Source organism: Heterorhizobium halophytocola, assembly GCF_017873095.1.
In the GTDB taxonomy this organism is placed as follows: domain Bacteria; phylum Pseudomonadota; class Alphaproteobacteria; order Rhizobiales; family Rhizobiaceae; genus Allorhizobium; species Allorhizobium halophytocola.
Map to the genome: position 1 here is coordinate 382,602 of NZ_JAGGJU010000003.1, position 19,377 is coordinate 401,978.

The following is a 19,377-nucleotide window of genomic DNA, read 5'->3' on the forward strand; positions in this document are numbered from 1 at the left end:
ATCGATGAAAGTCATTATCTGCGGGGCGGGACAGGTTGGATACGGCATCGCCGAGCGCCTGTCCCAGGAAGACAACGATGTGTCCGTCATCGATACCTCCGCCTCTCTGGTCACCCGGGTGACCGAGACGCTGGACGTGCGCGGCTATGTCGGCCATGGCGCCCATCCGGACGTGCTGGCAAAGGCCGGCGCCGACCAGGCCGACATGATCATCGCCGTCACCCTGCATGACGAGATCAACATGACCGCCTGCCAGGTGGCCCATTCGCTGTTCAACGTGCCGACCAAGATCGCCCGCATCCGCGCCCAGGCCTATATGGAGCCGGAATATTCCGACCTGTTCTCGCGCGATCATCTGCCGATCGACGTGATCATCTCGCCGGAGATCGAGGTCGGCAAGATGGTGCTGCGGCGCATTTCGTTTCCGGGCGCCAACGATATCGTGCGCTTTGCCGAAGACCATATCGCCATGGTCGCGATCGAATGCACCGAGGATTGCCCGGTCCTCAACACGCCGCTGAAACAGCTGAGCCAGCTTTTTCCCGACCTGATGGCAACCGTGGTCGGCGTCTACCGCAATGGCCGGCTGCATGTGGCGCGCTCGACCGACCAACTGCTCGCCGGCGATCTGGCCTATGTGATCTGCCAGCGCGACCACACGCGCCGCACGCTCGGCCTGTTCGGCCATGAGGAGCAGGAAGCGGGTCGCATCGTCATCGCCGGTGCGGGCAATATCGGCTACTATGTGGCCCACACGATCGAACAGCTGCAGCCGAAGACCCGAATCAAGATCATCGAGAGCGACCGGGTGCGCGCCGCCATGGTGTCGGAACAGCTGAAGCATGCGATCGTGCTGCATGGGTCGGCGCTCGACCAGAATATTCTGGCCCAGGCGGATGTGCCGGAAGCCGACCTGATGGTGACGGTCACCAACAGCGACCAGACGAACCTGTTGGCGGCAGCGCTCGCCAAGCGGATCGGCTGCCGTTCGACCATGGTGCTGGTCAACGACCCGACCTATCAGGAGCTGACGGGTTCGATCGGCATCGATGCCTATATCAATCCGCGTGCCGTGACCATTTCGCGCATTCTCCAGCATGTCCGCAAGGGCCGCATCCGCTCGGTCTATGCGGTGCAGAAGGGGGCCGCCGAAGTGATCGAGGCCGAGGCGCTGGAAACCTCGCCGCTGGTCGGCGTGCCGTTCCGCGAACTCGAATTGCCCGACGGTATCCGCATCGGCGCCATCTACCGCGACAAGCAGGTGCTGAGGCCCGACGGCGAGCTGAAGATCAAGGCCAAGGATCGGGTCGTGCTGTTCGTCACGGCCAATTCGGTGCGCCATGTGGAGCAGATGTTTCGCGTGTCGATCCAGTATTTCTGAAGGCTGCGGCGGCGGACATCCGGCATCCGCGGGCACAGGAACAGCTCCGGCGCGGCATCAACGGGCAGCCACTTTTTCGACATTGCGGAAAAGACGCCAATTTGATACCAACTGCCTCGGAGGGGTTTTCGGGCACCTCGGCCAAGCTTTTGAACTAATACGATAAGAACCCGACAAAAACGTCGGCAACTAAGAAAGAATCGGCGCCATGGCGGAACGTTCTCAGAATCTGCAGGATCTTTTCCTCAACACCGTACGCAAGCAGAAGATTTCGCTGACGATCTTTTTGATCAATGGTGTAAAGCTCACCGGGGTCGTGACATCTTTCGACAATTTCTGTGTGCTTCTGCGTCGTGACGGCCACTCCCAGCTGGTCTACAAGCACGCCATCTCGACAATCATGCCCGGTCAGCCGCTGCAGATGTTCGAGAGCGAAGAAGCCGCAGGCTGATAGGATCGGGCCATAGCCATCCGCGATACAAACAATGATTCGATCATTCCGGAGCAGGAGAAGCACCGGGATGACATGCGTGCGATCGTCATCGTGCCGGTGCTCAAGCAGACCGGCCGCGGTGCCGCGTCGGAGACGCGTGGCCTGCAGCTGCGCAGTCACGAAAGCCGGCTGGAGGAAGCAATCGGACTGGCCCGCGCCATCGATCTCGAGGTGGCCGAAGGCCTGATCGTCATGATCGCCAGCCCGAAGCCCGGCACGCTGCTCGGCACCGGCAAGATCGCCGAGATCGGCGAGAGCCTCGACAGCCACAATGCCGGCCTGGTGATCGTCGACCATCCGCTGACGCCGATCCAGCAGCGCAATCTGGAAAAGGAATGGGGCGCCAAGGTGATCGACCGCACCGGCCTCATTCTCGAAATCTTCGGCCGCCGCGCCTCCACCAAGGAAGGCACGCTGCAGGTCGAGCTTGCGCATCTGAACTACCAGAAGGGTCGCCTTGTGCGGTCCTGGACCCACCTTGAACGCCAGCGCGGTGGTGCCGGCTTCATGGGCGGTCCGGGGGAAACCCAGATCGAGGCCGACCGCCGGCTCTTGCAGGACCGCATCGTCAAGCTCGAGAAGGAACTCGAGCAGGTCGTGCGCACCCGCCAGCTGCACCGCGCCAAGCGGCGCAAGGTGCCGCATCCGATCGTGGCCCTGGTCGGCTATACCAATGCCGGCAAGTCGACGCTGTTCAACCGCATCACCGGGGCCGGGGTTCTGGCCGAGGACATGCTGTTTGCCACGCTTGACCCGACGCTGCGCCGGATGAAGCTGCCGCAGGGCCGCACCGTGATCCTGTCCGACACCGTGGGCTTCATCTCCAATCTTCCGACCCATCTGGTGGCCGCCTTCCGCGCGACGCTGGAAGAGGTCCTGGAAGCCGATCTCATCCTGCATGTGCGCGACATGTCCGATCCGGACAATGCCGCCCAGGCCGAGGACGTGACGCGCATTCTGGAGGAACTCGGGATCGACCAGAAGGCCCGGGACGCACGGCTGATCGAGATCTGGAACAAGATCGACCGGCTGGAGCCGGAAACCCACGATGCGCTGATCGAGCGCGCCGAGGTGCGCTCGGATGTCTATACCGCCTCGGCGATCACCGGCGAGGGGATCGATCCGCTGCTGCAGACGATCTCCGAGCGGCTTTCGGGCGTGCTGACGGAAGCGACCGTGACGATCCCGGCCGACAAGCATGCGCTGATTTCCTGGCTCTACGACAATGCCGTGGTCGATGGTCGCACCGACAACGAGGACGGCTCCGTCGATCTCGACGTGAAACTGACCGACCGCCAGGCGAGCGAGCTGGAAAAAAAGCTTGGCACCACACCACCGGCTGCGCGGGAAGACTGGGAGCGCTGAGCGCCCGCTCTTTTTCCCGTGCCCGCAGGCGCGTTGAGGCCGTTCACGATCGTGCGATCGGCCATCGATATCCGGCAATCCGCACCGCAGACCGCGAACCGCTTAAGGCCTCGTTAACCAAGGAGGTCTAGTCAGGGTTTGTTAAGAGTTTCTGACCGGTAGCACTTCGCCATGTCGATCATCCGCAGCCTCGGTCTCAAGAGTGGCCGTCTCACGCAACTGACAATCGGGTCCAAGGCGCATGGCAAGGCCAGCGCCAAGATGATCGGCCGCTCGAAGCGTGCGCGCTCCCGGATCGTCACGCTGGTGAGCTGCGTGATTGCGGGAAACCTGCTGATCGCCGGCAAGCTCGTCTATTTCGGCATGGAGCCCGACGACGAGACGTCCTCCATTCCCCCCGTGCATGTTGTGGCCTCGAGGCCCGATATCATCGACCGCAATGGCGAATTGCTGGCGACCGATCTGCGCATGGTATCGCTCTATGCCGAGCCGAACCGGGTGGTCGATGTCGATGACGCCGTCGACAAGCTGATCCAGGTGTTTCCCGATCTCGACCGCCGTGCCACCTATCGCAAGCTTGCCAATGCGCGCTCGCGATTTACCTGGCTGGAGCGGCAGATCACGCCGAAGCAGGAAAGCGAAGTGCTGGCGCTCGGCATCCCGGCCGTCGGTTTCCGCCCGGAGGTCAAGCGCTTCTACCCCGAAGGCCGCACCGCCGCCCATGTCGTCGGCTATGTCGATATCGACAATCACGGCAAGGCCGGCATGGAACGCTATCTCGATAGCCAGGGGCTTTCGGACCTGGCAATGACGGGTCTGACGGCAACCGACGCGCTGAAGCCGGTGAAGCTCTCGATCGACCTGCGGGTGCAGAATATCGTCCACGATGTCGTCGAGGACGCGCTGGCCCGCTACAAGGGGCAGTCCGCAGGGGCCGTGGTGCTCAACGTCCATACCGGCGAGGTCGTCGCCATGGTGTCGGATCCCGACTTCGATCCGAATGATCCGCAGGCGAGCGGCGGCGACGGCTGGCTGAACCGGATGAGCGACGGCACGTTCGAGATGGGCTCGACCTTCAAGACCTTCTCCATGGCCATGGCCTTCGACCTCGGCGCGGTCAAGGCGACCGACAAGTTCGACGCCTCGGCGCCGCTGCATTACGGCCGCTACACCATCCATGACGACCACGACGTGCCGCGCCGCTGGCTGACCGTGCCGGAAATCTTCCGCTATTCCTCCAATATCGGCACGGCCAAGATGATGGACACGGTCGGCATGGAGAACCAGCAGGCCTATCTGACCCGCTTCGGCCTGCTGACCAAGATGGATACGGAGCTTCCGGAAGTGAAGATGCCGAGCCAGCCGAAGGTGTGGAAGAAGATCAACTCGATCACGATTTCCTTCGGCCATGGGGTCGCCACCACGCCGCTGCAGACGGCGGTGGCAGGCGCTGCGATGATCAATGGCGGAAAGCTGATCGAGCCGACCTTCCTGCCGCGGACCCAGGCTGAGGCGAGCGAGATCGCCAAGACCGTGGTCAAGCCTTCGACCTCCGACATCATGCGCTCGCTGTTCAAGCTGAACGGGCAGGAGGGCTCCGGCGTGCCGGCGCAGGTGCCGGGCTTCCAGGTGGGCGGCAAGACCGGGACGGCCAACAAGGTGATCAACGGGGTCTATTCGCACAAGCTCAGCTTCAACGCCTTTCTCGGCGCCTTCCCGATCGATCACCCTGACTACGTCGTGCTGTCCTTCATCGACCAGCCTTTGACCGGCGAACACGGCCTGACCTTTGCCACCAGCACGGCGGCGCCGATGGTCAAGCAGATCGTCAGCCGCGCGGCACCGCTGCTGGGCGTCGAGCCGCAATTCTCCGACAACCTGCTGGTAGGCTTCTAGTTCGTCTCGCCAGGGCCGCTGCTACTCTGGACCGGCAGTCACTGGCCCTCGACGATAAAGGCGCGGTACTTGGCGCCTCTGAACCGATGCTCTGCCGCCTGCTGATAGGCAGGGCTGTGGTACCAGTCCCGGGCGGCAGTCATGTCGGCAAATTCCAGAATGACGGCACCTTCGATCGGCGGCCCCTCCAGGGTTTCGTGTGGCCCATAGGCAGCGAGAAACGCGACGTCGCGACCGGCAAAGCTGTCTTTGACATCGGCGGAATAGGTATCGAGGGCACTCCGATCTGTGGTGTTCTCGCGGGTGAAGACGACATAGGCGGGCATGGCTGTAATCTTTCGATGGTTGCGGGTGTAACGATATCGATTCAGGGCAGCGGCGTGAGGACTGTTGCTTCGAGACCTGGGCCGAGCATGGGCTTCAGGGAGTTGAGAAACCGCTTCGTTTCCGGAAGGGCCTCGAAGGCATGCGCCGCCGCCTTGTCTCGGAACCGTTCGACGGCAATGAAGGTGTTGTCGTCCGGCGTCGAAAGAACCTCGAAGTCGATGACCTCGGCCATGGCGCGGCTTTCGGCGATGCGGGACTTGATGAGCTTCAGGAATTGCTGCCGTTGTCCGGCGTGGATCGGCAGCTTGACAAGCAGCCCGTATGGGGCGGCGTCAAGCCGGGCATAGGTCTCGGATGGTGTCTGGGCTTGCACATTGGTGGCGGAAACGAGGGCGCCAAGGGCCGTCGCCAGCAGAGGGGACGTCGGTCTGATCATGGTGAAATCCGCTTGCGGAAGGAAGATAGGGGTGGGTGGACGGCAGGACATCTGCCGCCCTTTATCGACACGGGTGCCGCGCTACTGGCCGAACGCGCGAAGGGCCTCTTCGCCGGCTTCCTGGTCCTGCGCCCAGCTGCCGCCGGAAATGCCCAACCCACCGATGATCCGGCCGTCTTCCATGATCGGAAAACCGCCGGCGACCGCCGTCACGCGCGGGACGTGACGAAGGTTGGAGGCGCCGCGATCATCCACGAGATCGTTCCACTGTGCGGTCGAGAGACCGAAGGACGCCGCGGTATAGGCCTTGTCGATGGCGATGGTGACGGCGAGATAGGAGCTCCGGTCACTGCGCTCGAAGGCCTTGAGATTGCCCGAGGCATCGACAATCGCGATGACCGGTTCGAAGCCGGCGCGTTCGGAGGCGGTGAGGGTCTCGGCGATCAGCCGCGCTGCGGCCTCGCGGGTGATGGAGAGGGAGGTGAAGCTGTTCTGCGACATGGGGGAAATCCTGCTGTTGTTCCTTGCACCGCGACCGCCCGCCCTCTCAATGAGACAGGGCGTGCCGCTGGAGCACAGCAGATGTAGCGACGATGATCCGCCGCCGGGATACGCACAACGTTTGCCGATAGTACAGAACAGGATACCGTCGCTTTTTCGCGCATCAGGCAAAATTCAAAGAAACAGGCGCTTGAACACGGTCGCCATCGACCGGATACGTCGCCCTTGCCGTAGCTTACTGTGAACGACGTCGCGGCCATGAAGCGGCTAGCGCATCAATCTTTCGCGCTGGCCGCATCACGGCTTGCCAACGAGGCCGATCCGCTTGATCGGGTTCATCAGGTCGCCGGTGACCACGCGGGTGATCAGATGGCGCACCACCGGCATCGTCGTCATCGGGCCGATCAGCAGGTCGCGGGTGGCCGGCAGAAGGCGGCTGTCGGACTGATAGAATGGCGTCAGGACGCGGCTTAGCGTCTGGTAGACCTTGATGTGACTGCGGCGCTGTTTCAGGTGGGTCGCGACCGAGGAGCGCAGGGTCTCGCCGCGCTGCAGCGCCAGAAACAGCGATGCGGCATCGATCAGCGCCATATTGGCGCCCTGGCCGAGCTGCGGACTGGTGGCATGCCAGGCATCGCCGATCCGGATCGCGCCGCGGCCGATGACGGGATGGCGCGTCTGGTGGCGATAGCGCGCATAGATCGGCTGGGCCTGGGCAGCGAAAGGTGCGGCCTCCGGCCAAAGCTTCTCGACTTCCTTGACCCAGGCGCCGCGGCCTGCCTTGCTCCAGGCATTGATGTCGCGATTGCGCAGGCTCCAGAAGAAGGTCGCCATCTCGGGCGCGCCTTCCCGCTCGGTGCCGACCGGCAGGACGCCTGCCATGCGCCGCGCCCGCTCGTAGCGCTGTTCCAGCAGGTCGGCCTGGAACGGCCCGTCGACCGGCCAGGGCACCGTCGCCCAGAGCGCGCCATAGGCAAGCTCGGTGCGGGGCGACAGTTCGATCGGCGAATTGGCGCCCATGGTGTCGACGACGAGATCGACGGCGGGCGACTTCTGTCCGTTGGCGAAGATCAGCGCCGGCTTGCTGCCGGTCTCGACCTCGCGCACGGCCCTGCCGGTCTCGAAACGGACGCCGGCGGCGATCGCGGTTCTGAGCAGCAGGTTGAACAGCGTCACCCGCTGGATGGCGGTGCCATGTTCGCCCTCGCGATATCCGACATCGAGCACGCGGCGGCCATTGCGCGACAGGCGGCCGAGCATGCGGTGGATGCGCGCGCCGCGGGCCTCGACTTCGGCAAGCAGGCCGAGGGATTCGATCACCAAGGCGCCGGGCGGCTGCAGCACGAAGCCGGAGCCGACGGCGCGCGGCCGTTCCAGCTGGTCGTAGATGGTCACGCGCACGCCGCCGCGCGCCAGCATGATGGCCAGCGAAAGGCCGCCAATGCCGGCTCCGGCAATCGCCACGTCAAGGTCTGTCAGTCTCATGGGGTATCGCGTTCCGCAGCCTTGGCCGCCTGCCAGAGCGCTTCCATGCGCTCGAGGCCGGCCGTTTCCAGCGACACGTCAAGCGCCTTCAATTCTGCCTCGATATGGCTGAAACGACGCCGGAATTTCGTGTTGGTGCCGCGCAGCGCCTGCTCCGGATCGGCCTTCACGTGGCGGCCGATATTGACCAGCGCAAAGATCAGGTCGCCCAGTTCGTCGGTGATCCGATGCTTCTGCCCGCTTGCCAGCGCCTCGCGCAATTCGCCGATTTCCTCCTCGATCTTGTCGAGGATCGGCTCGGGGTCGGACCAGTCGAAGCCGACCTTGGCGGCGCGTTCCTGCAGCTTCAGGGCTTCGGTGAGCGCCGGGAAGGACCGCTGGACGGAGCCGAGATGGCTGGGATCCGCGTCTTCGGTAAGGCCGCGCGCCGCGCGCCGTTCGGCGCGGGTCGCCTTTTCCTGGCGCTTGATCTCGTCCCACTGGCGCTTGACCGCTTCGGGCGTATCGGCCTCGGTGCGGGCGAAGACATGCGGGTGCCGGCGGATCATCTTCGCGGTAATCGCCTCGACGACGTTGTCGAAGGAGAACTGCCCGGCCTCCTCGGCGATGCGGGCGTGAAACACCACCTGCAGCAGAAGGTCGCCCAGTTCGTCGCAGAGATCATCGGGATCCTTGCGCTCGATCGCATCGGCAACCTCGTAGGCTTCCTCGATCGTATAGGGCTTGATGGTTTCGAAGGTCTGGACGACATCCCAGGGGCAGCCGGTCTTCGGGTCGCGCAGCGCGGCCATGATTTCGATCAGCCGTGATATATCCTTGGATGGTTCCAATTGCGTCCTCCTCGTCTGGAACTCTCGGAAAGCCGCCTTGATGCGGCGAAATTGGGGCGCTCAGCTGAGCGGGATGTCGTTTTTCGATTTTCCGGACTGGTATTGGGCAGAAAGGTCGGCATACGACGCTTTTATCCGGTCGGTCTGGTCTTCCAGCGGTGTTCTGGCTGCCGCCGGCTCTGCGGCGACAAGGTCGCCGATCCGGTGGCAATGCCAGAACGCGTTCTGCTTGCGATAGCCGCCCGGCTCGAGGCCGAAGACCTCTTTCAAGATCTTCAGATCGTGCGGAATGGCGAAGGCGTCGCGGCTGTCCTCGTGGCTGAAGAAATAGTAGAAATTGTCGAACCCGGCCCAGGTGATCGCCGACATGCACATGGTGCAGGGTTCATGTGTCGACAGGAAGATGAGATCCCTTGTATCGGGTCTCTCGCCTAGCTCGTAGAAGCGCTTCAGGGCATGGACCTCGCCATGCCAGAGCGGATTGTCGGTCTCGTTGTTGGTTTCGGCCAGCACCAGCGACAGATCCGATTTCTTCAGGATCGCGGCGCCGAAGACCTTGTTGCCGGCGGCAACGCCCTTTGTCGTCAGCGGCAGGATATCGTGCTCGATGACGTCGAGCAGGCGGGCGGCAGACGGTAGCGCGGTCACTGGGATGATCCTTGAAAGGGCGGGACTGTTGTTGGCTGGCGACGTTAGCGACGCCGGTCGGGGATGTAAATCGACAGGCGTGGCAAAGCCCGGGTCGCTCCCAAGGAAAGCCGAGGGGTCGAATTTGCTCGCACATCCGCTCCCGCTAGGAAAGAAATGTCTGCACCATGGGCGCACCCGCATTTCTCTTTCTTCATATTTATGCTGCAAGAACCGATAGTGTCGCCGATCCTGACGAAGGAGTGAGCTCATGGCCCGATCGCAACACCAGCTAGGAACATTTCCCGCCTTCTTCCGTGTGACGGACGAAGTGGTGGCCGTGTTCGGCTGCGGCGAAGAGGCTTTTGCCAAGGTGCGGCTGCTCGGCAATACCAAGGCGAAGATCATCGCTTACGGCGCCGAACCGGATCCCGCCTTTGCCGCCTACCTGGCGAAACACATGGTCGCCCATGTCGCCGAGGATTTCGATGTCCGGCAGGTCGAAGGCGCGAAACTGGTATTTGCCGCGACCGGCGAAAACGCCATGGACCGGGCCATTGTCGATGCCGCCCGGGCCGCGAAAATTCCGGCCAATGCCGTCGACCAGCCCGACTATTGCGATTTCTTCACCCCGGCGCTGGTCAATCGTGCACCGATTGCCGTGGCGATCGGCACCGAAGGCGCGGGACCCGTGCTCGCCCAGATGATCCGCGCCGATATCGACCGGCTGCTGCCGAAATCGCTCGGCATGCTGGCCGTGCTTGCCAATGGCTACCGCTCCGCCGTCGATGCGCTGCTGCCGAAGGGCGTTGCCCGCCGGCTGTTCTGGCGCGGCTTCTTCAAGGGCGATGTCGCCGATGCCGTCGAGACGGGCGATCTTTCCACCGCCCGCCGCCGGGCGACGGGCCTGTTGAAGCAGGCGCGGGCCGAAGGCGTCGAGGGCCGGGTGTTCCTGATCGGCGCCGGACCGGGCGCCGAAGACCTGTTAACGCTGCGCGCCCACCGTCTGCTGATGGAGGCAGACGTCATCCTGTTCGACGCCCTCGTGCCGCAGGGAGTGGTCGACATGGGCCGGCGCGATGCCGAGCGCATCTCCGTCGGCAAGCGCAAGGGCTGTCATTCGAAGTCGCAGAACGAGATCAACGACCTACTGATCGAACTGGCCCGCGAGGGCAAGCGCGTGGTGCGGCTGAAGGCCGGCGATCCGCTGGTGTTCGGAAGGGCCGGCGAGGAAATGGCGGCGATGCGCGCGGCCGGCGTCGCCTATGAGGTCGTGCCCGGCATTACCTCGGCCCTGGCAGCTGCCGCCGATTTCGAATTGCCGCTGACACTGCGCGGCGTCGCCTCGACACTTGTGTTCACCACCGGTCACGATCTGCAGGGCGCCGTCCTACCCGATTGGGCAAGGCTTGCCCTTTCCGGCGCCACCGTCGCGGTCTATATGGGCCGGACAGTGGCGGCATCCGTTGCCGGCCGGCTGATGGAGGCTGGCCTTGCGCCGGATACCACCGTTGCCGTGGTCGAGAATGCCGGGCGGTCCGATCGCCGCCTGCTGCATGGCACGCTGGCCGAGCTGCCGCGCCTCGAGCACGAGACGAGCCTTTCTGGCCCCGTGATGGTCATCATCGGCGATGCGGTTGCCGGTGCGAATTTTACCCGTTCCGAAGCGCTTCGTAGCCTCACGGCCGTCGAAGCCGAAACTGCCCTTGCGAGGATCTGACATGGTTGAAAAGGTACTCACCGCGAACCGCCTGACCGATGGCATTGCCGTATGGCTCGATGCCGCAGGCGGATGGAGCGAGGATCTCCAGACGGCCTTCGTGGCCCGCCACGACGAGGCCGTCGCAGCACTGGAAGAGACGGGCCGCAAGGCCCTCAGCGACAATCTCGTCGTTGATGTCAACGTCATCGAGGTCGAGGAAACCGACGGCAAGCTCTGGCCGACAAGGTTGCGCGAGCGCGTGCGTGCCGGCGGTCCGACCATTCCCTATGCCAAGGGACACGGTTTTGCCGATCCCGACTTTATTGCCGCCTGAGGACTCTCATGTATCGTTACGATGAATTCGACCAAGCCTTCGTCAAGGCCCGCGTCGCCCAGTTTACCGACCAGGTGGAGCGCCGTCTGTCCGGCGAGATCACCGAGGATGCGTTCAAGCCGCTGCGCCTGATGAACGGCGTCTATCTGCAGCTGCATGCCTATATGCTGCGCGTCGCCGTGCCCTATGGCACGCTGAATGCCAAGCAGATGCGGATGCTGGCCCATGTCGCGCGCAAATATGACCGCGGCTATGGCCACTTCACCACGCGCCAGAACATCCAGTACAACTGGCCCAAGCTCTCCGACATTCCGGCAATCCTGACGGATCTGGCAAGCGTCGAGATGCACGCGATCCAGACCTCGGGCAATTGCATCCGCAATGTCACCGCCGACCATTTTGCCGGTGCCGCGGCCGACGAACTTGCCGATCCCAGGCCCTATGCCGAGATCCTGCGCCAGTGGTCGTCCGTTCATCCGGAGTTCTCCTACCTGCCGCGCAAGTTCAAGATCGCCGTCACCGGCGCCCCGCGGGACCGCGCGGCGATCCAGGTGCACGATATCGGCCTGCAGCTGAAGAAAGACGAGAACGGCAAGCTCGGTTTCGCCGTCTATGTCGGCGGTGGCCAGGGCCGCACGCCGATGGTGGCCAAACTGATCCGCGACTTCCTGCCGGAAGAGGACCTGCTGACCTATGTGACCGCGATCGTGCGCGTCTACAATCTGCACGGCCGCCGCGACAACAAGTACAAGGCGCGCATCAAGATCCTCGTGCACGAGACCGGCACGGAAGAACTGACGCGCCAGGTCGAGGCGGAATTCGCCGAACTGCAGGGCGGCGAACTGAAGCTGCCGGACGAGGACATCCGTGCGATCGAATCCTATTTCGCGCCGCCGGAACTGCCCGAGCGGGCCGAAGGCTGGGGCCGGCTGGCCGAACAGCAGAAGGCCGACGAGGGCTTCTCGATCTGGGTGCGCCGCAATGTCACCGAGCACCAGCATCCGGATTATGCCAGCGTCACCATCTCGCTGAAGCCGATCGGCGGCATTCCGGGCGATGCGACCGATGTGCAGATGGAGCGCGTCGCCGACATTGCCGAGCAGTTCGCCTTCGACGAGATCCGTGTCAGCCACGAGCAGAACCTGATCCTGCCGCATGTCGCGCGCGCCGACCTGAAGGCCGTCTACGACGCGCTGCTGGAAGAGGGGCTTGCGACCGGCAATGCCGGGCTGATCACCGACATGATCGTCTGTCCCGGGCTCGACTACTGCGCGCTTGCCAATGCCCGCTCGATCCCGGTCGCCCAGGCGATCTCGGAGCGTTTCGGCTCGGCCGCACGCCAGGACGAGATCGGCGACCTGAAGATCAAGATCTCCGGCTGCATCAATGCCTGCGGCCACCACCATGTCGGCCATATCGGCCTGCTGGGTGTTGAAAAGAAGGGTGCCGAACTCTACCAGATCACGCTTGGCGGATCCGGTGACGAGCACACCTCGATCGGCGAGATCATCGGCCGCGGCTTTGTCCCCGAAAAGGTGACCGACGCCGTCGAGACCATCGTCGACACCTATCTTGGCCTGCGCCAATCGAAGGAAGAGACCTTCCTGGACGCCTATCGCCGTGTCGGGCCGCAGCCGTTCAAGGACGCGCTCTATCCGACCGCCGTCGAAGCCGCTTGAGGAGAGTGATCGTAATGACCCGTATCTGGAAAGAGACCGGCTTCGTCGGTGACGATCCGTGGATCGTCGAAACAGACGAGACGAAGGCCGGCGAGGGCGAGCGCGCCCTGCTGCCGCTCGCAGCCTTCATCGAGGCCGCCGAGGCGTCCAATGATGTCGGCATGGGCGTTCTGCTCGGCCCGGCCGATGACGTGATGGCGCTGGAGCCCTATCTCTACCGTCTGGAGATCGTGGCGCTGACCTTTGCCGCCTTCAGCGACGGTCGCGGCTACAGCCAGGCCTCGCTGCTGCGAGACCGGCTCGACTACAAGAACGAGCTGAGGGCCACCGGCGACGTGCTGATCGACCAGATCCCGCTGATGCTGCGCACCGGCATCGACAGCTTTGCCGTCAGGAATCCGGTGGCATTGAAGCGGCTGGAAGAGGGCCGGCTGCCCGGTATCGCCGAACACTACCAGCCGGCAGCCACAAGCTCGGAGGCCGTTGCTGGCTACAGCTGGCGCCGTCGCGCCTGAACCCCAAGGGTTTTCGCAGACCGGCTATGCCGTGCCGGCGATTGACGGGGATCAAGGTTTTGGGGCATGTGCTGCCCCAAACTGCCACAGACGGCAAATCGACCATGTCCGGGTGCCGGATGCACGCCATCCGTCGCCCGTCGGCACGTGGTCATGATGCAAGATGAGATCGACAGGAAGCAAACACCGATGAACGCTCCAGTGAAGACCGACAAGGCGGAGATGATCGTGCCGGAAGGCGTATTCGCCGAGACCGTGCTCGAGGTCCAGCACTATACCGACCACCTGTTCCGCTTTCGGATGACCCGCCCGGATTCGTTCCGCTTCCGCTCGGGCGAATTCGCCATGATCGGCCTGATGGTCGGCGAGAAGCCGATCTACCGCGCCTATTCGGTCGCGAGCCCGTCCTGGGACGAGGAGCTGGAATTCTTCTCGATCAAGGTCCCGGACGGCCCGCTGACCTCGCATCTGCAGAAGATCCAGCCGGGCGACACGGTGCTGATGCGCAAGAAGCCGACCGGCACGCTGGTGCTCGACGCGCTGACGCCCGGCAAGCGGCTCTACATGTTCTCGACCGGCACCGGCATCGCGCCGTTCGCCAGCCTGATCCGCGACCCCGAGACCTATGAGAAGTTCGAGGAAGTGATCCTGACGCACACCTGCCGCGAGGTGGCCGAGCTGCAATACGGGCTGGATCTCGTCGAGGAGATCAGGGGCCACGAATTCCTGAGCGAGCTCGTCGGCGACAAGCTGAAGCTTTATTCGACCGCGACCCGCGAGGACTATCCGTTCATGGGCCGCATCACCGACCTGATCGAAAACGGCAAGATGTTTTCCGATCTCGGCGTGCCGGCCTTCGATCCGGCCATCGATCGCGGCATGATCTGCGGCTCGACCGCCATGCTGAAGGAGACCAAGGCCCTGCTGGAAAAGGCGGGTCTCACCGAAGGCGCCAACAACAAGCCGGCGGAATTCGTCATCGAACGGGCCTTTGTCGGCTGAGCCTTAGACGGCCAGAGCAACCAGAGCATCGAAGCGCTCGTCTGCCGACGGGCGCTTTTTTTCGTCTCAGGACCGGATGATTTCCAGTGCCTTGGCATAGCAGCGGCCGGAGACCACGACGCCGTTGATCCAGATCTTCGTCTCGCGCCCGTCGATGCAGGGAATGACGCGGTGCGAATAGTTGAGCGGGGCCGAGGGGCGCGGCAGGTCGATCAGCGACGAGATGTCCTGCGGCATGGTGTAGGCAAAGGCCGGTGCGCCGGCCGAAAGGGCGGCGAACGCCGCAAAGGTCAGGCGAAGCAATGCGGTCGGTCTGGTCATGGCGCATCCTGTTCCCGTGAGCTCCTTCAGGGTGAGGAGCCTTCCAAACTCGTCTGACGCCTCGTCTCCCGCTGTGGGCGGGAAAGCCCGGCTGGAGAGCGCGGCGCAGACGATTACAGGAAAATGATCTCGAATTGTCCTTACCCGAAGCTTAACGAATGGGCGATTTTTCGATCTGTCTAATTTTCAAGCGTTCGCGGGGGAGCGGGGCGGGGGGCGGGCCGGGCGCCTCTGGAGACCGTGGCTATTGACGCCATGAAAATCGTTTTCGGCAACAGGAAAACAATCCTACCGCGTGAAATGGTTTTCTAATTGCAACTATGCTGGCCTGTTAGTCAATGACAATCAATGGTTTGACGTTGGCGCTATTCGTGCCGCAGCGCGTCGATCGGGTTGAGCCGGGCAGCGCTGCGGGCCGGAAAATAGCCGAAGACCATGCCTATTGCCGCGGAAAACAGGAAGGCAATCAGGATGATCGAAGGACTGGTGACGAAGGGCAGATGCATCAGGCTGGTGGCGCCATAGGCAAGCGCAAGGCCGAGCAGGATGCCGACCACGCCGCCGAACACCGACAGCGTCACGGCTTCGACGAGGAACTGCATCAGCACCTGGCCCTCCAGCGCGCCGATCGCGAGTCGCGTCCCGATCTCGCGCGTGCGCTCGGTGACCGAGACCAGCATGATGTTCATGATGCCGATGCCGCCGACCAGCAGGCTGACGGCGGCGACCGCGCTCAACAGCCCGGTCATCAGCGTCGTCGTGCCGGTCAGCGTCGAGGCCATCTGGGTCATGTCATTGACCGAGAAATCGTCCTTGCGGCCGGCGACGATCTTGCGCCGCTCGCGCAGCAGGCGTTCGACCGAGGCCTGGATCTTCTGCGTCGAGACACCGTCGCGCGCCGACAACACGATCGAGGGGATGGTGTTGGAGCCGCCGATGCGGCGCTGGAACACCTTCAGCGGCATCAGGATCACGTCGTCCTGGTCGTTGCCCATGCCGCTCTGGCCCTTCTTTTCCAGCAGTCCGATGACGGTGCAGGCGACCGCGCCGACGCGCACCGATTTGCCGAGCGGCGGGGTCGAGCCGAACAGTTCCTGGCGTACAGTGGCACCGAGCATGCAGACGGCCTGGGCGCCGCGGTCTTCTGAACTGGAGAAACCGCGCCCTTCGCCGATCGTCCAGTTCTGGGCGATCAGATAGTCGCTGACGGTGCCGACCACCGAGGTGCTGTGGCTCTGGCCGGAAAAGATCGCCGTTGCCGTCGACTGGTCGACGCCCGCGACCGCCTGCAGGCCTGCCACCTGGTTGCGGATCGCATCGACATCGCGCTCGGAGAATTTCTTCGCGTCGGTGCTGGCGCGGCCCGGACCGAATTGCCCCGGCCGGACAAACAGCATGTTGGTGCCGAGCTTGGAGATCTGGGCGGTGACCTGCGCCGTCGTGCCATTGCCGATCGTCACCATGGCGATGACGGCGGCAACGCCGATGACGACCCCGAGCACGGTGAGGAAGGAGCGCAGCAGATTGCGGGTGATGGCCCTCAGCGCCAGCTTGACGGTCTCAAGAAACATCGGCGCCCTCGAGGTTCTGCATGTCGGACTGGATATGGCCATCGACGAAACGGACGATGCGCCGGGCATAGCCGGCAATGTCGTCCTCGTGCGTGACCATGATGACGGAAATGCCGTGATCGGCATTGAGCCCGGTGATCAGGTCCATGATCTCGCCACTGGTGCGGCTGTCGAGATTGCCGGTCGGCTCGTCGGCGAGCAGCACCTGCGGGTTGGAGACGATGGCGCGGGCGATCGCCACACGCTGCTGCTGGCCGCCGGAAAGCTCCTGCGTCTTGTGATTCTCGCGCCCGGCAAGGCCGACCTGGGCCAGCGCATGGCGGGCCATGTCGCGCCGCTGGCGCACCTCCATGCCGCGGTAGATCAGCGGCAGTTCGACATTCTCGATGGCCGACGTGCGGGCGAGCAGGTTGAAGCCCTGGAAGACGAAGCCCAGCATATGGCGCCTGAGGATCGTCCGCTGAGCCTGGTCGAGGCTACCGACATCGATGCCCTGAAAGAGATAATCGCCGGAACTGGGCACGTCGAGGCAGCCGAGAATGTTCATGGCGGTCGATTTTCCCGAGCCCGACGGCCCCATGATCGCGACGAATTCGCCGGTGGCGATCGTCAGGTCGATAGTGTCGAGGGCGCGGATCGTCGCCTCGCCGCGGCCATAGACCTTGGAGACGCCGCGAAACGCGACCAGTGGGGGAGGCGGCCGGTCGACGATTGCCGAGGAAGGAGGGATGTCCGCCATCAGCGGCCGCCAGCCGTGTCGTCGGTGATAATCGTATCGCCCTCTGCGATCTCGCCCTTGGCGACCACCGTGTTCTGGCCGTCGGTGGGGCCGATGGTGATGTTGACGGCGTTCGGCTGCCCGTTTTTCAGCAGCCAGACGGTGCGCTGGTCGCCGGTCGGCTCGGGCGCGGTGATCGGGCCCATGCGCGGCGGACGGAACATGCCGAACATGCTGCCGCCCTTGCTCTGCGACGCCTGGGCCGCGACGGCTGCCGGCGTATAGCGCAGCGCCGCATTGGGCACCACCAGGGCGTCCTTCACCTGGTCGACGACGATATCGGCGGTGGCGGTCATCCCCTGGCGCAGCTTCATCGCGGCATTGTCGACCGACAGGATGCCGGTATAGGTGACGACATCGTTTTCCGTCGTCGAGGCATAGCGCACGGAGGTGATCTCGGCCGGGAACCGCTGACCGGGAAAGGCGTCGACGGTAAATGTCGCCTTCTGTCCGACGGCGACCTCACCGACATCGGCCTCGTCGATCGCCACTTCGAGCTGCATCTTCTTCAGGTCGCCGGCAATGGTGAACAGCGTCGGCGCCTCGAGCGAGGCGGCGACGGTGGCGCCCGGATCGACATCCCGCGACAGCACGATGCCGTCGGTCGGCGAGATGATGGTCGCCTTGGAAAGATTGGTGCGGGCGGTGTCGAGGGCGGCCTCGCCGAGCAGCACATTGGCCTTGGCGCTGTCGCGGGTGGCGACGGCGGCCTCGTAGTTATATTGCGCCGCGTCGAGATCCTGCTGGGTGGAGACGCGGTTGCTGACCAGCGAGGTCAGCCGGTCGAGCGAGGCCTTGGCGGACTTCATGTCGGCTTCGGCCTTGGCGACGGCCGCCTTATAGGCAAGCAGGCTCGCCTTAGCACTTTTCAGCGAGGCTTCGAGCGATGTGGTGTCGAGCCTTGCGATCACTTCGCCCTTCTTCACCTGGCTGTTATAGTCGACCATGACCTCGCGCACGGTGCCCGACTGCTCGCTCGACACGTCAATCTGCACTGTCGGCTCCAGCGATCCCGTGGCGGTCACCAGTACCGTGACGTCGCCCTTTTTCACGGCGGTGGTGGTGTAGCTATAGGTGGTCTCGCCGCCGGTGACAAAGAGATAGAGGCCGGCGCCCGCGACAAGCGCCAGCACGACCACGATGCGCCAGAGCCACACCGACCCGCGGCGCCGCTTGGCCGAGGATTTCAACAGTGCGGAAAGCTCCTCTGACGAGGTCTTGGTCGGGGAGGCTTGGTCGGGCGGGTTGCTCATGAAAGGACGTCGTCTCGCAAGGGTGTCGAAAAATCGGAAATGCGCCGAACCGTCCTGCCATCAGAAACACGGCGAGGTGAAGGCGCGCAGCAATTCACGCGAAACAGGATTCCATGCAACCTGGCGGTTGGCCAGTGAAAATCCGGTAATATTTGCGGGATGTTAGGTGTGGGTAGCATCTGTCCGGATAATGGATCGACGGACTGGTCACGCTGAGGCTGAGGCGGTGTGCCCGGCGTCTCTCGACGGCTGCGCCGGCTGAAACGGGCGGACGCCTGCGGGCGGGGAGTTGATGGTCGGACGGGAGCGAGCGGCTGGCGGAGGCGTCGGGCGCACTCCGCCATGGCTCGACTTGTTCTTCAGCCCAGTCCGATAAAGGACAGGATGGCACCGACAACGACGATGAGGCCGACGAGATAAATAATACCATTCATGATAGTTCTCCCTGGTTTACGAGGACCCAACGGGATGAGCATGCGAATGGTTCCAACGAAGATGCGGTTCTCCACAGCAGCGGCAACCGTTTGTGCGTCGCGCGCCGATCCTTGCTCATGGAAGTAAGCCCGAGGCTTCGGTAAAAAGACGTCTCGGCCGCGCACTGTCAAACGTCTGGCCCGCTGATTTCGGACATGGCCAGCACGGCGGCTTTCAGGGGTTCAAGGTGGTCGGTGACGACGGCCCAGATCACATCGTCTGCAATCTGGTGATACTGGTGGCGCAATATGTTGCCTATGCCGCGGATCTGTTTCCACGGCACACCGGGCGCGTGCGCCAGCAGTTCATCCGGAAGGTGTCGTGCCGCCTGCGAAATGATCTCCAGTGCTCTCTGGCCTGCCAACCGCAGAAGCCAGTTTTGACTGAAATCGTCGAGCGAAGGTCGG

At 63.6% G+C, this 19,377-nt stretch carries 20 protein-coding genes; 9 read left to right on the forward strand and 11 right to left on the reverse strand.

What is annotated here, in order from left to right; translation table 11 throughout:
* Nucleotides 1-4 precede the first annotated feature (4 nt).
* The 4 genes from trkA (at nt 5) to J2Z17_RS07350 (ending at nt 5,135) form a co-directional block, all read left to right on the forward strand.
* Complete coding sequence (gene trkA / locus J2Z17_RS07335) at nt 5-1,381, forward strand: Trk system potassium transporter TrkA (protein WP_209943597.1); 1,377 nt, start codon at nt 5-7, stop codon at nt 1,379-1,381.
* 208 nt (nt 1,382-1,589) lie between these two features.
* The gene (gene hfq / locus J2Z17_RS07340; protein WP_209943599.1) at nt 1,590-1,832 is read left to right on the forward strand and encodes an RNA chaperone Hfq; all 243 of its coding nucleotides are present in this window, start codon (nt 1,590-1,592) and stop codon (nt 1,830-1,832) included.
* Between the two features lie 75 nt (nt 1,833-1,907).
* On the forward strand, nt 1,908-3,239 hold the full coding sequence (gene hflX, locus J2Z17_RS07345; protein ID WP_209943602.1) for a GTPase HflX: 1,332 nt from the start codon (nt 1,908-1,910) through the stop codon (nt 3,237-3,239).
* Nucleotides 3,240-3,410: 171 nt separating this feature from the next.
* On the forward strand, nt 3,411-5,135 hold the full coding sequence (locus J2Z17_RS07350; protein WP_209943604.1) for a peptidoglycan D,D-transpeptidase FtsI family protein: 1,725 nt from the start codon (nt 3,411-3,413) through the stop codon (nt 5,133-5,135).
* Nucleotides 5,136-5,173: 38 nt separating this feature from the next.
* Here the strand turns inward: J2Z17_RS07350 and J2Z17_RS07355 are convergent, their stop codons facing one another.
* The 6 genes from J2Z17_RS07355 to J2Z17_RS07380 all read right to left on the reverse strand — a co-directional run bounded on the left by J2Z17_RS07355 (nt 5,174) and on the right by J2Z17_RS07380 (nt 9,362).
* Nucleotides 5,174-5,461: a DUF1330 domain-containing protein gene (locus J2Z17_RS07355; RefSeq protein WP_209943607.1), complete on the reverse strand. Its 288-nt coding sequence runs from the start codon at nt 5,459-5,461 to the stop codon at nt 5,174-5,176.
* Between the two features lie 41 nt (nt 5,462-5,502).
* Nucleotides 5,503-5,898: a putative quinol monooxygenase gene (locus J2Z17_RS07360; RefSeq protein WP_209943609.1), complete on the reverse strand. Its 396-nt coding sequence runs from the start codon at nt 5,896-5,898 to the stop codon at nt 5,503-5,505.
* Nucleotides 5,899-5,979: 81 nt separating this feature from the next.
* Nucleotides 5,980-6,399 carry a GlcG/HbpS family heme-binding protein gene (locus tag J2Z17_RS07365; protein WP_209943611.1) on the reverse strand — a complete coding sequence of 140 codons (420 nt, stop codon included), beginning with the start codon at nt 6,397-6,399 and terminating at the stop codon, nt 5,980-5,982.
* A 297-nt stretch (nt 6,400-6,696) separates the two neighbouring features.
* Complete coding sequence (locus J2Z17_RS07370; RefSeq protein WP_209943613.1) at nt 6,697-7,884, reverse strand: FAD-dependent oxidoreductase; 1,188 nt, start codon at nt 7,882-7,884, stop codon at nt 6,697-6,699.
* On the reverse strand, nt 7,881-8,714 hold the full coding sequence (gene mazG / locus J2Z17_RS07375) for a nucleoside triphosphate pyrophosphohydrolase (protein WP_209943615.1): 834 nt from the start codon (nt 8,712-8,714) through the stop codon (nt 7,881-7,883). Before mazG ends, J2Z17_RS07370 begins: the two co-directional genes overlap by 4 nt.
* A 60-nt stretch (nt 8,715-8,774) precedes the next feature.
* On the reverse strand, nt 8,775-9,362 hold the full coding sequence (locus J2Z17_RS07380) for a nucleoside deaminase (protein ID WP_209943617.1): 588 nt from the start codon (nt 9,360-9,362) through the stop codon (nt 8,775-8,777).
* Nucleotides 9,363-9,612: 250 nt separating this feature from the next.
* Between J2Z17_RS07380 and cysG the strand changes: the two genes are divergently transcribed.
* From cysG to J2Z17_RS07405, 5 genes are all read left to right on the forward strand, one after another.
* Nucleotides 9,613-11,061, forward strand: coding sequence for a siroheme synthase CysG (cysG, locus tag J2Z17_RS07385; RefSeq protein ID WP_209943619.1), 1,449 nt, complete (start codon nt 9,613-9,615; stop codon nt 11,059-11,061).
* A gap of 1 nt (nt 11,062) precedes the next feature.
* Nucleotides 11,063-11,377 (forward strand): DUF2849 domain-containing protein, encoded by a 315-nt coding sequence (locus tag J2Z17_RS07390; protein ID WP_209943621.1) that lies wholly within the window; start codon nt 11,063-11,065, stop codon nt 11,375-11,377.
* Between the two features lie 8 nt (nt 11,378-11,385).
* On the forward strand, nt 11,386-13,056 hold the full coding sequence (locus tag J2Z17_RS07395; RefSeq protein ID WP_209943623.1) for a nitrite/sulfite reductase: 1,671 nt from the start codon (nt 11,386-11,388) through the stop codon (nt 13,054-13,056).
* Between the two features lie 14 nt (nt 13,057-13,070).
* On the forward strand, nt 13,071-13,571 hold the full coding sequence (locus J2Z17_RS07400) for a DUF934 domain-containing protein (protein WP_209943625.1): 501 nt from the start codon (nt 13,071-13,073) through the stop codon (nt 13,569-13,571).
* Nucleotides 13,572-13,760: 189 nt separating this feature from the next.
* Nucleotides 13,761-14,573, forward strand: a complete 813-nt coding sequence (locus tag J2Z17_RS07405; protein WP_209943627.1) for a ferredoxin--NADP reductase — start codon at nt 13,761-13,763, stop codon at nt 14,571-14,573.
* A 66-nt stretch (nt 14,574-14,639) separates the two neighbouring features.
* Here J2Z17_RS07405 and J2Z17_RS07410 read toward each other — a convergent pair whose 3' ends face one another.
* The 5 genes from J2Z17_RS07410 to J2Z17_RS07430 form a co-directional block, all read right to left on the reverse strand.
* On the reverse strand, nt 14,640-14,894 hold the full coding sequence (locus tag J2Z17_RS07410; protein ID WP_209943629.1) for a hypothetical protein: 255 nt from the start codon (nt 14,892-14,894) through the stop codon (nt 14,640-14,642).
* Between the two features lie 365 nt (nt 14,895-15,259).
* Nucleotides 15,260-16,465 carry an ABC transporter permease gene (locus J2Z17_RS07415; RefSeq protein ID WP_209943631.1) on the reverse strand — a complete coding sequence of 402 codons (1,206 nt, stop codon included), beginning with the start codon at nt 16,463-16,465 and terminating at the stop codon, nt 15,260-15,262.
* A complete protein-coding gene (locus J2Z17_RS07420; protein WP_209943633.1) occupies nt 16,455-17,204 on the reverse strand; it encodes an ABC transporter ATP-binding protein in 750 nt (249 codons plus the stop codon). Before J2Z17_RS07420 ends, J2Z17_RS07415 begins: the two co-directional genes overlap by 11 nt.
* Nucleotides 17,204-18,496: an efflux RND transporter periplasmic adaptor subunit gene (locus tag J2Z17_RS07425; protein WP_209943635.1), complete on the reverse strand. Its 1,293-nt coding sequence runs from the start codon at nt 18,494-18,496 to the stop codon at nt 17,204-17,206. Before J2Z17_RS07425 ends, J2Z17_RS07420 begins: the two co-directional genes overlap by 1 nt.
* 601 nt (nt 18,497-19,097) lie before the next feature.
* Nucleotides 19,098-19,334, reverse strand: coding sequence for a HepT-like ribonuclease domain-containing protein (locus J2Z17_RS07430; RefSeq protein WP_245223917.1), 237 nt, complete (start codon nt 19,332-19,334; stop codon nt 19,098-19,100).
* Between the last annotated feature and the right edge of the window lie 43 nt (nt 19,335-19,377).

Bases quoted from the DNA above. Each gene is read 5' to 3' on its own strand.
- hfq (WP_209943599.1), top strand. From the start codon at position 1,590: ATGGCGGAACGTTCTCAGAATCTGCAGGATCTTTTCCTCAACACCGTA.
- cysG (WP_209943619.1), top strand. From the start codon at position 9,613: ATGGCCCGATCGCAACACCAGCTAGGAACATTTCCCGCCTTCTTCCGT.
- J2Z17_RS07395 (WP_209943623.1), top strand. From the start codon at position 11,386: ATGTATCGTTACGATGAATTCGACCAAGCCTTCGTCAAGGCCCGCGTC.
- J2Z17_RS07415 (WP_209943631.1), bottom strand. From the start codon at position 16,465: ATGTTTCTTGAGACCGTCAAGCTGGCGCTGAGGGCCATCACCCGCAAT.
- J2Z17_RS07365 (WP_209943611.1), bottom strand. From the start codon at position 6,399: ATGTCGCAGAACAGCTTCACCTCCCTCTCCATCACCCGCGAGGCCGCA.
- J2Z17_RS07350 (WP_209943604.1), top strand. From the start codon at position 3,411: ATGTCGATCATCCGCAGCCTCGGTCTCAAGAGTGGCCGTCTCACGCAA.
- J2Z17_RS07410 (WP_209943629.1), bottom strand. From the start codon at position 14,894: ATGACCAGACCGACCGCATTGCTTCGCCTGACCTTTGCGGCGTTCGCC.
- J2Z17_RS07420 (WP_209943633.1), bottom strand. From the start codon at position 17,204: ATGGCGGACATCCCTCCTTCCTCGGCAATCGTCGACCGGCCGCCTCCC.
- J2Z17_RS07355 (WP_209943607.1), bottom strand. From the start codon at position 5,461: ATGCCCGCCTATGTCGTCTTCACCCGCGAGAACACCACAGATCGGAGT.
- J2Z17_RS07425 (WP_209943635.1), bottom strand. From the start codon at position 18,496: ATGAGCAACCCGCCCGACCAAGCCTCCCCGACCAAGACCTCGTCAGAG.
- J2Z17_RS07400 (WP_209943625.1), top strand. From the start codon at position 13,071: ATGACCCGTATCTGGAAAGAGACCGGCTTCGTCGGTGACGATCCGTGG.
- J2Z17_RS07360 (WP_209943609.1), bottom strand. From the start codon at position 5,898: ATGATCAGACCGACGTCCCCTCTGCTGGCGACGGCCCTTGGCGCCCTC.
- J2Z17_RS07390 (WP_209943621.1), top strand. From the start codon at position 11,063: ATGGTTGAAAAGGTACTCACCGCGAACCGCCTGACCGATGGCATTGCC.
- trkA (WP_209943597.1), top strand. From the start codon at position 5: ATGAAAGTCATTATCTGCGGGGCGGGACAGGTTGGATACGGCATCGCC.
- J2Z17_RS07370 (WP_209943613.1), bottom strand. From the start codon at position 7,884: ATGAGACTGACAGACCTTGACGTGGCGATTGCCGGAGCCGGCATTGGC.
- hflX (WP_209943602.1), top strand. From the start codon at position 1,908: ATGCGTGCGATCGTCATCGTGCCGGTGCTCAAGCAGACCGGCCGCGGT.
- J2Z17_RS07405 (WP_209943627.1), top strand. From the start codon at position 13,761: ATGAACGCTCCAGTGAAGACCGACAAGGCGGAGATGATCGTGCCGGAA.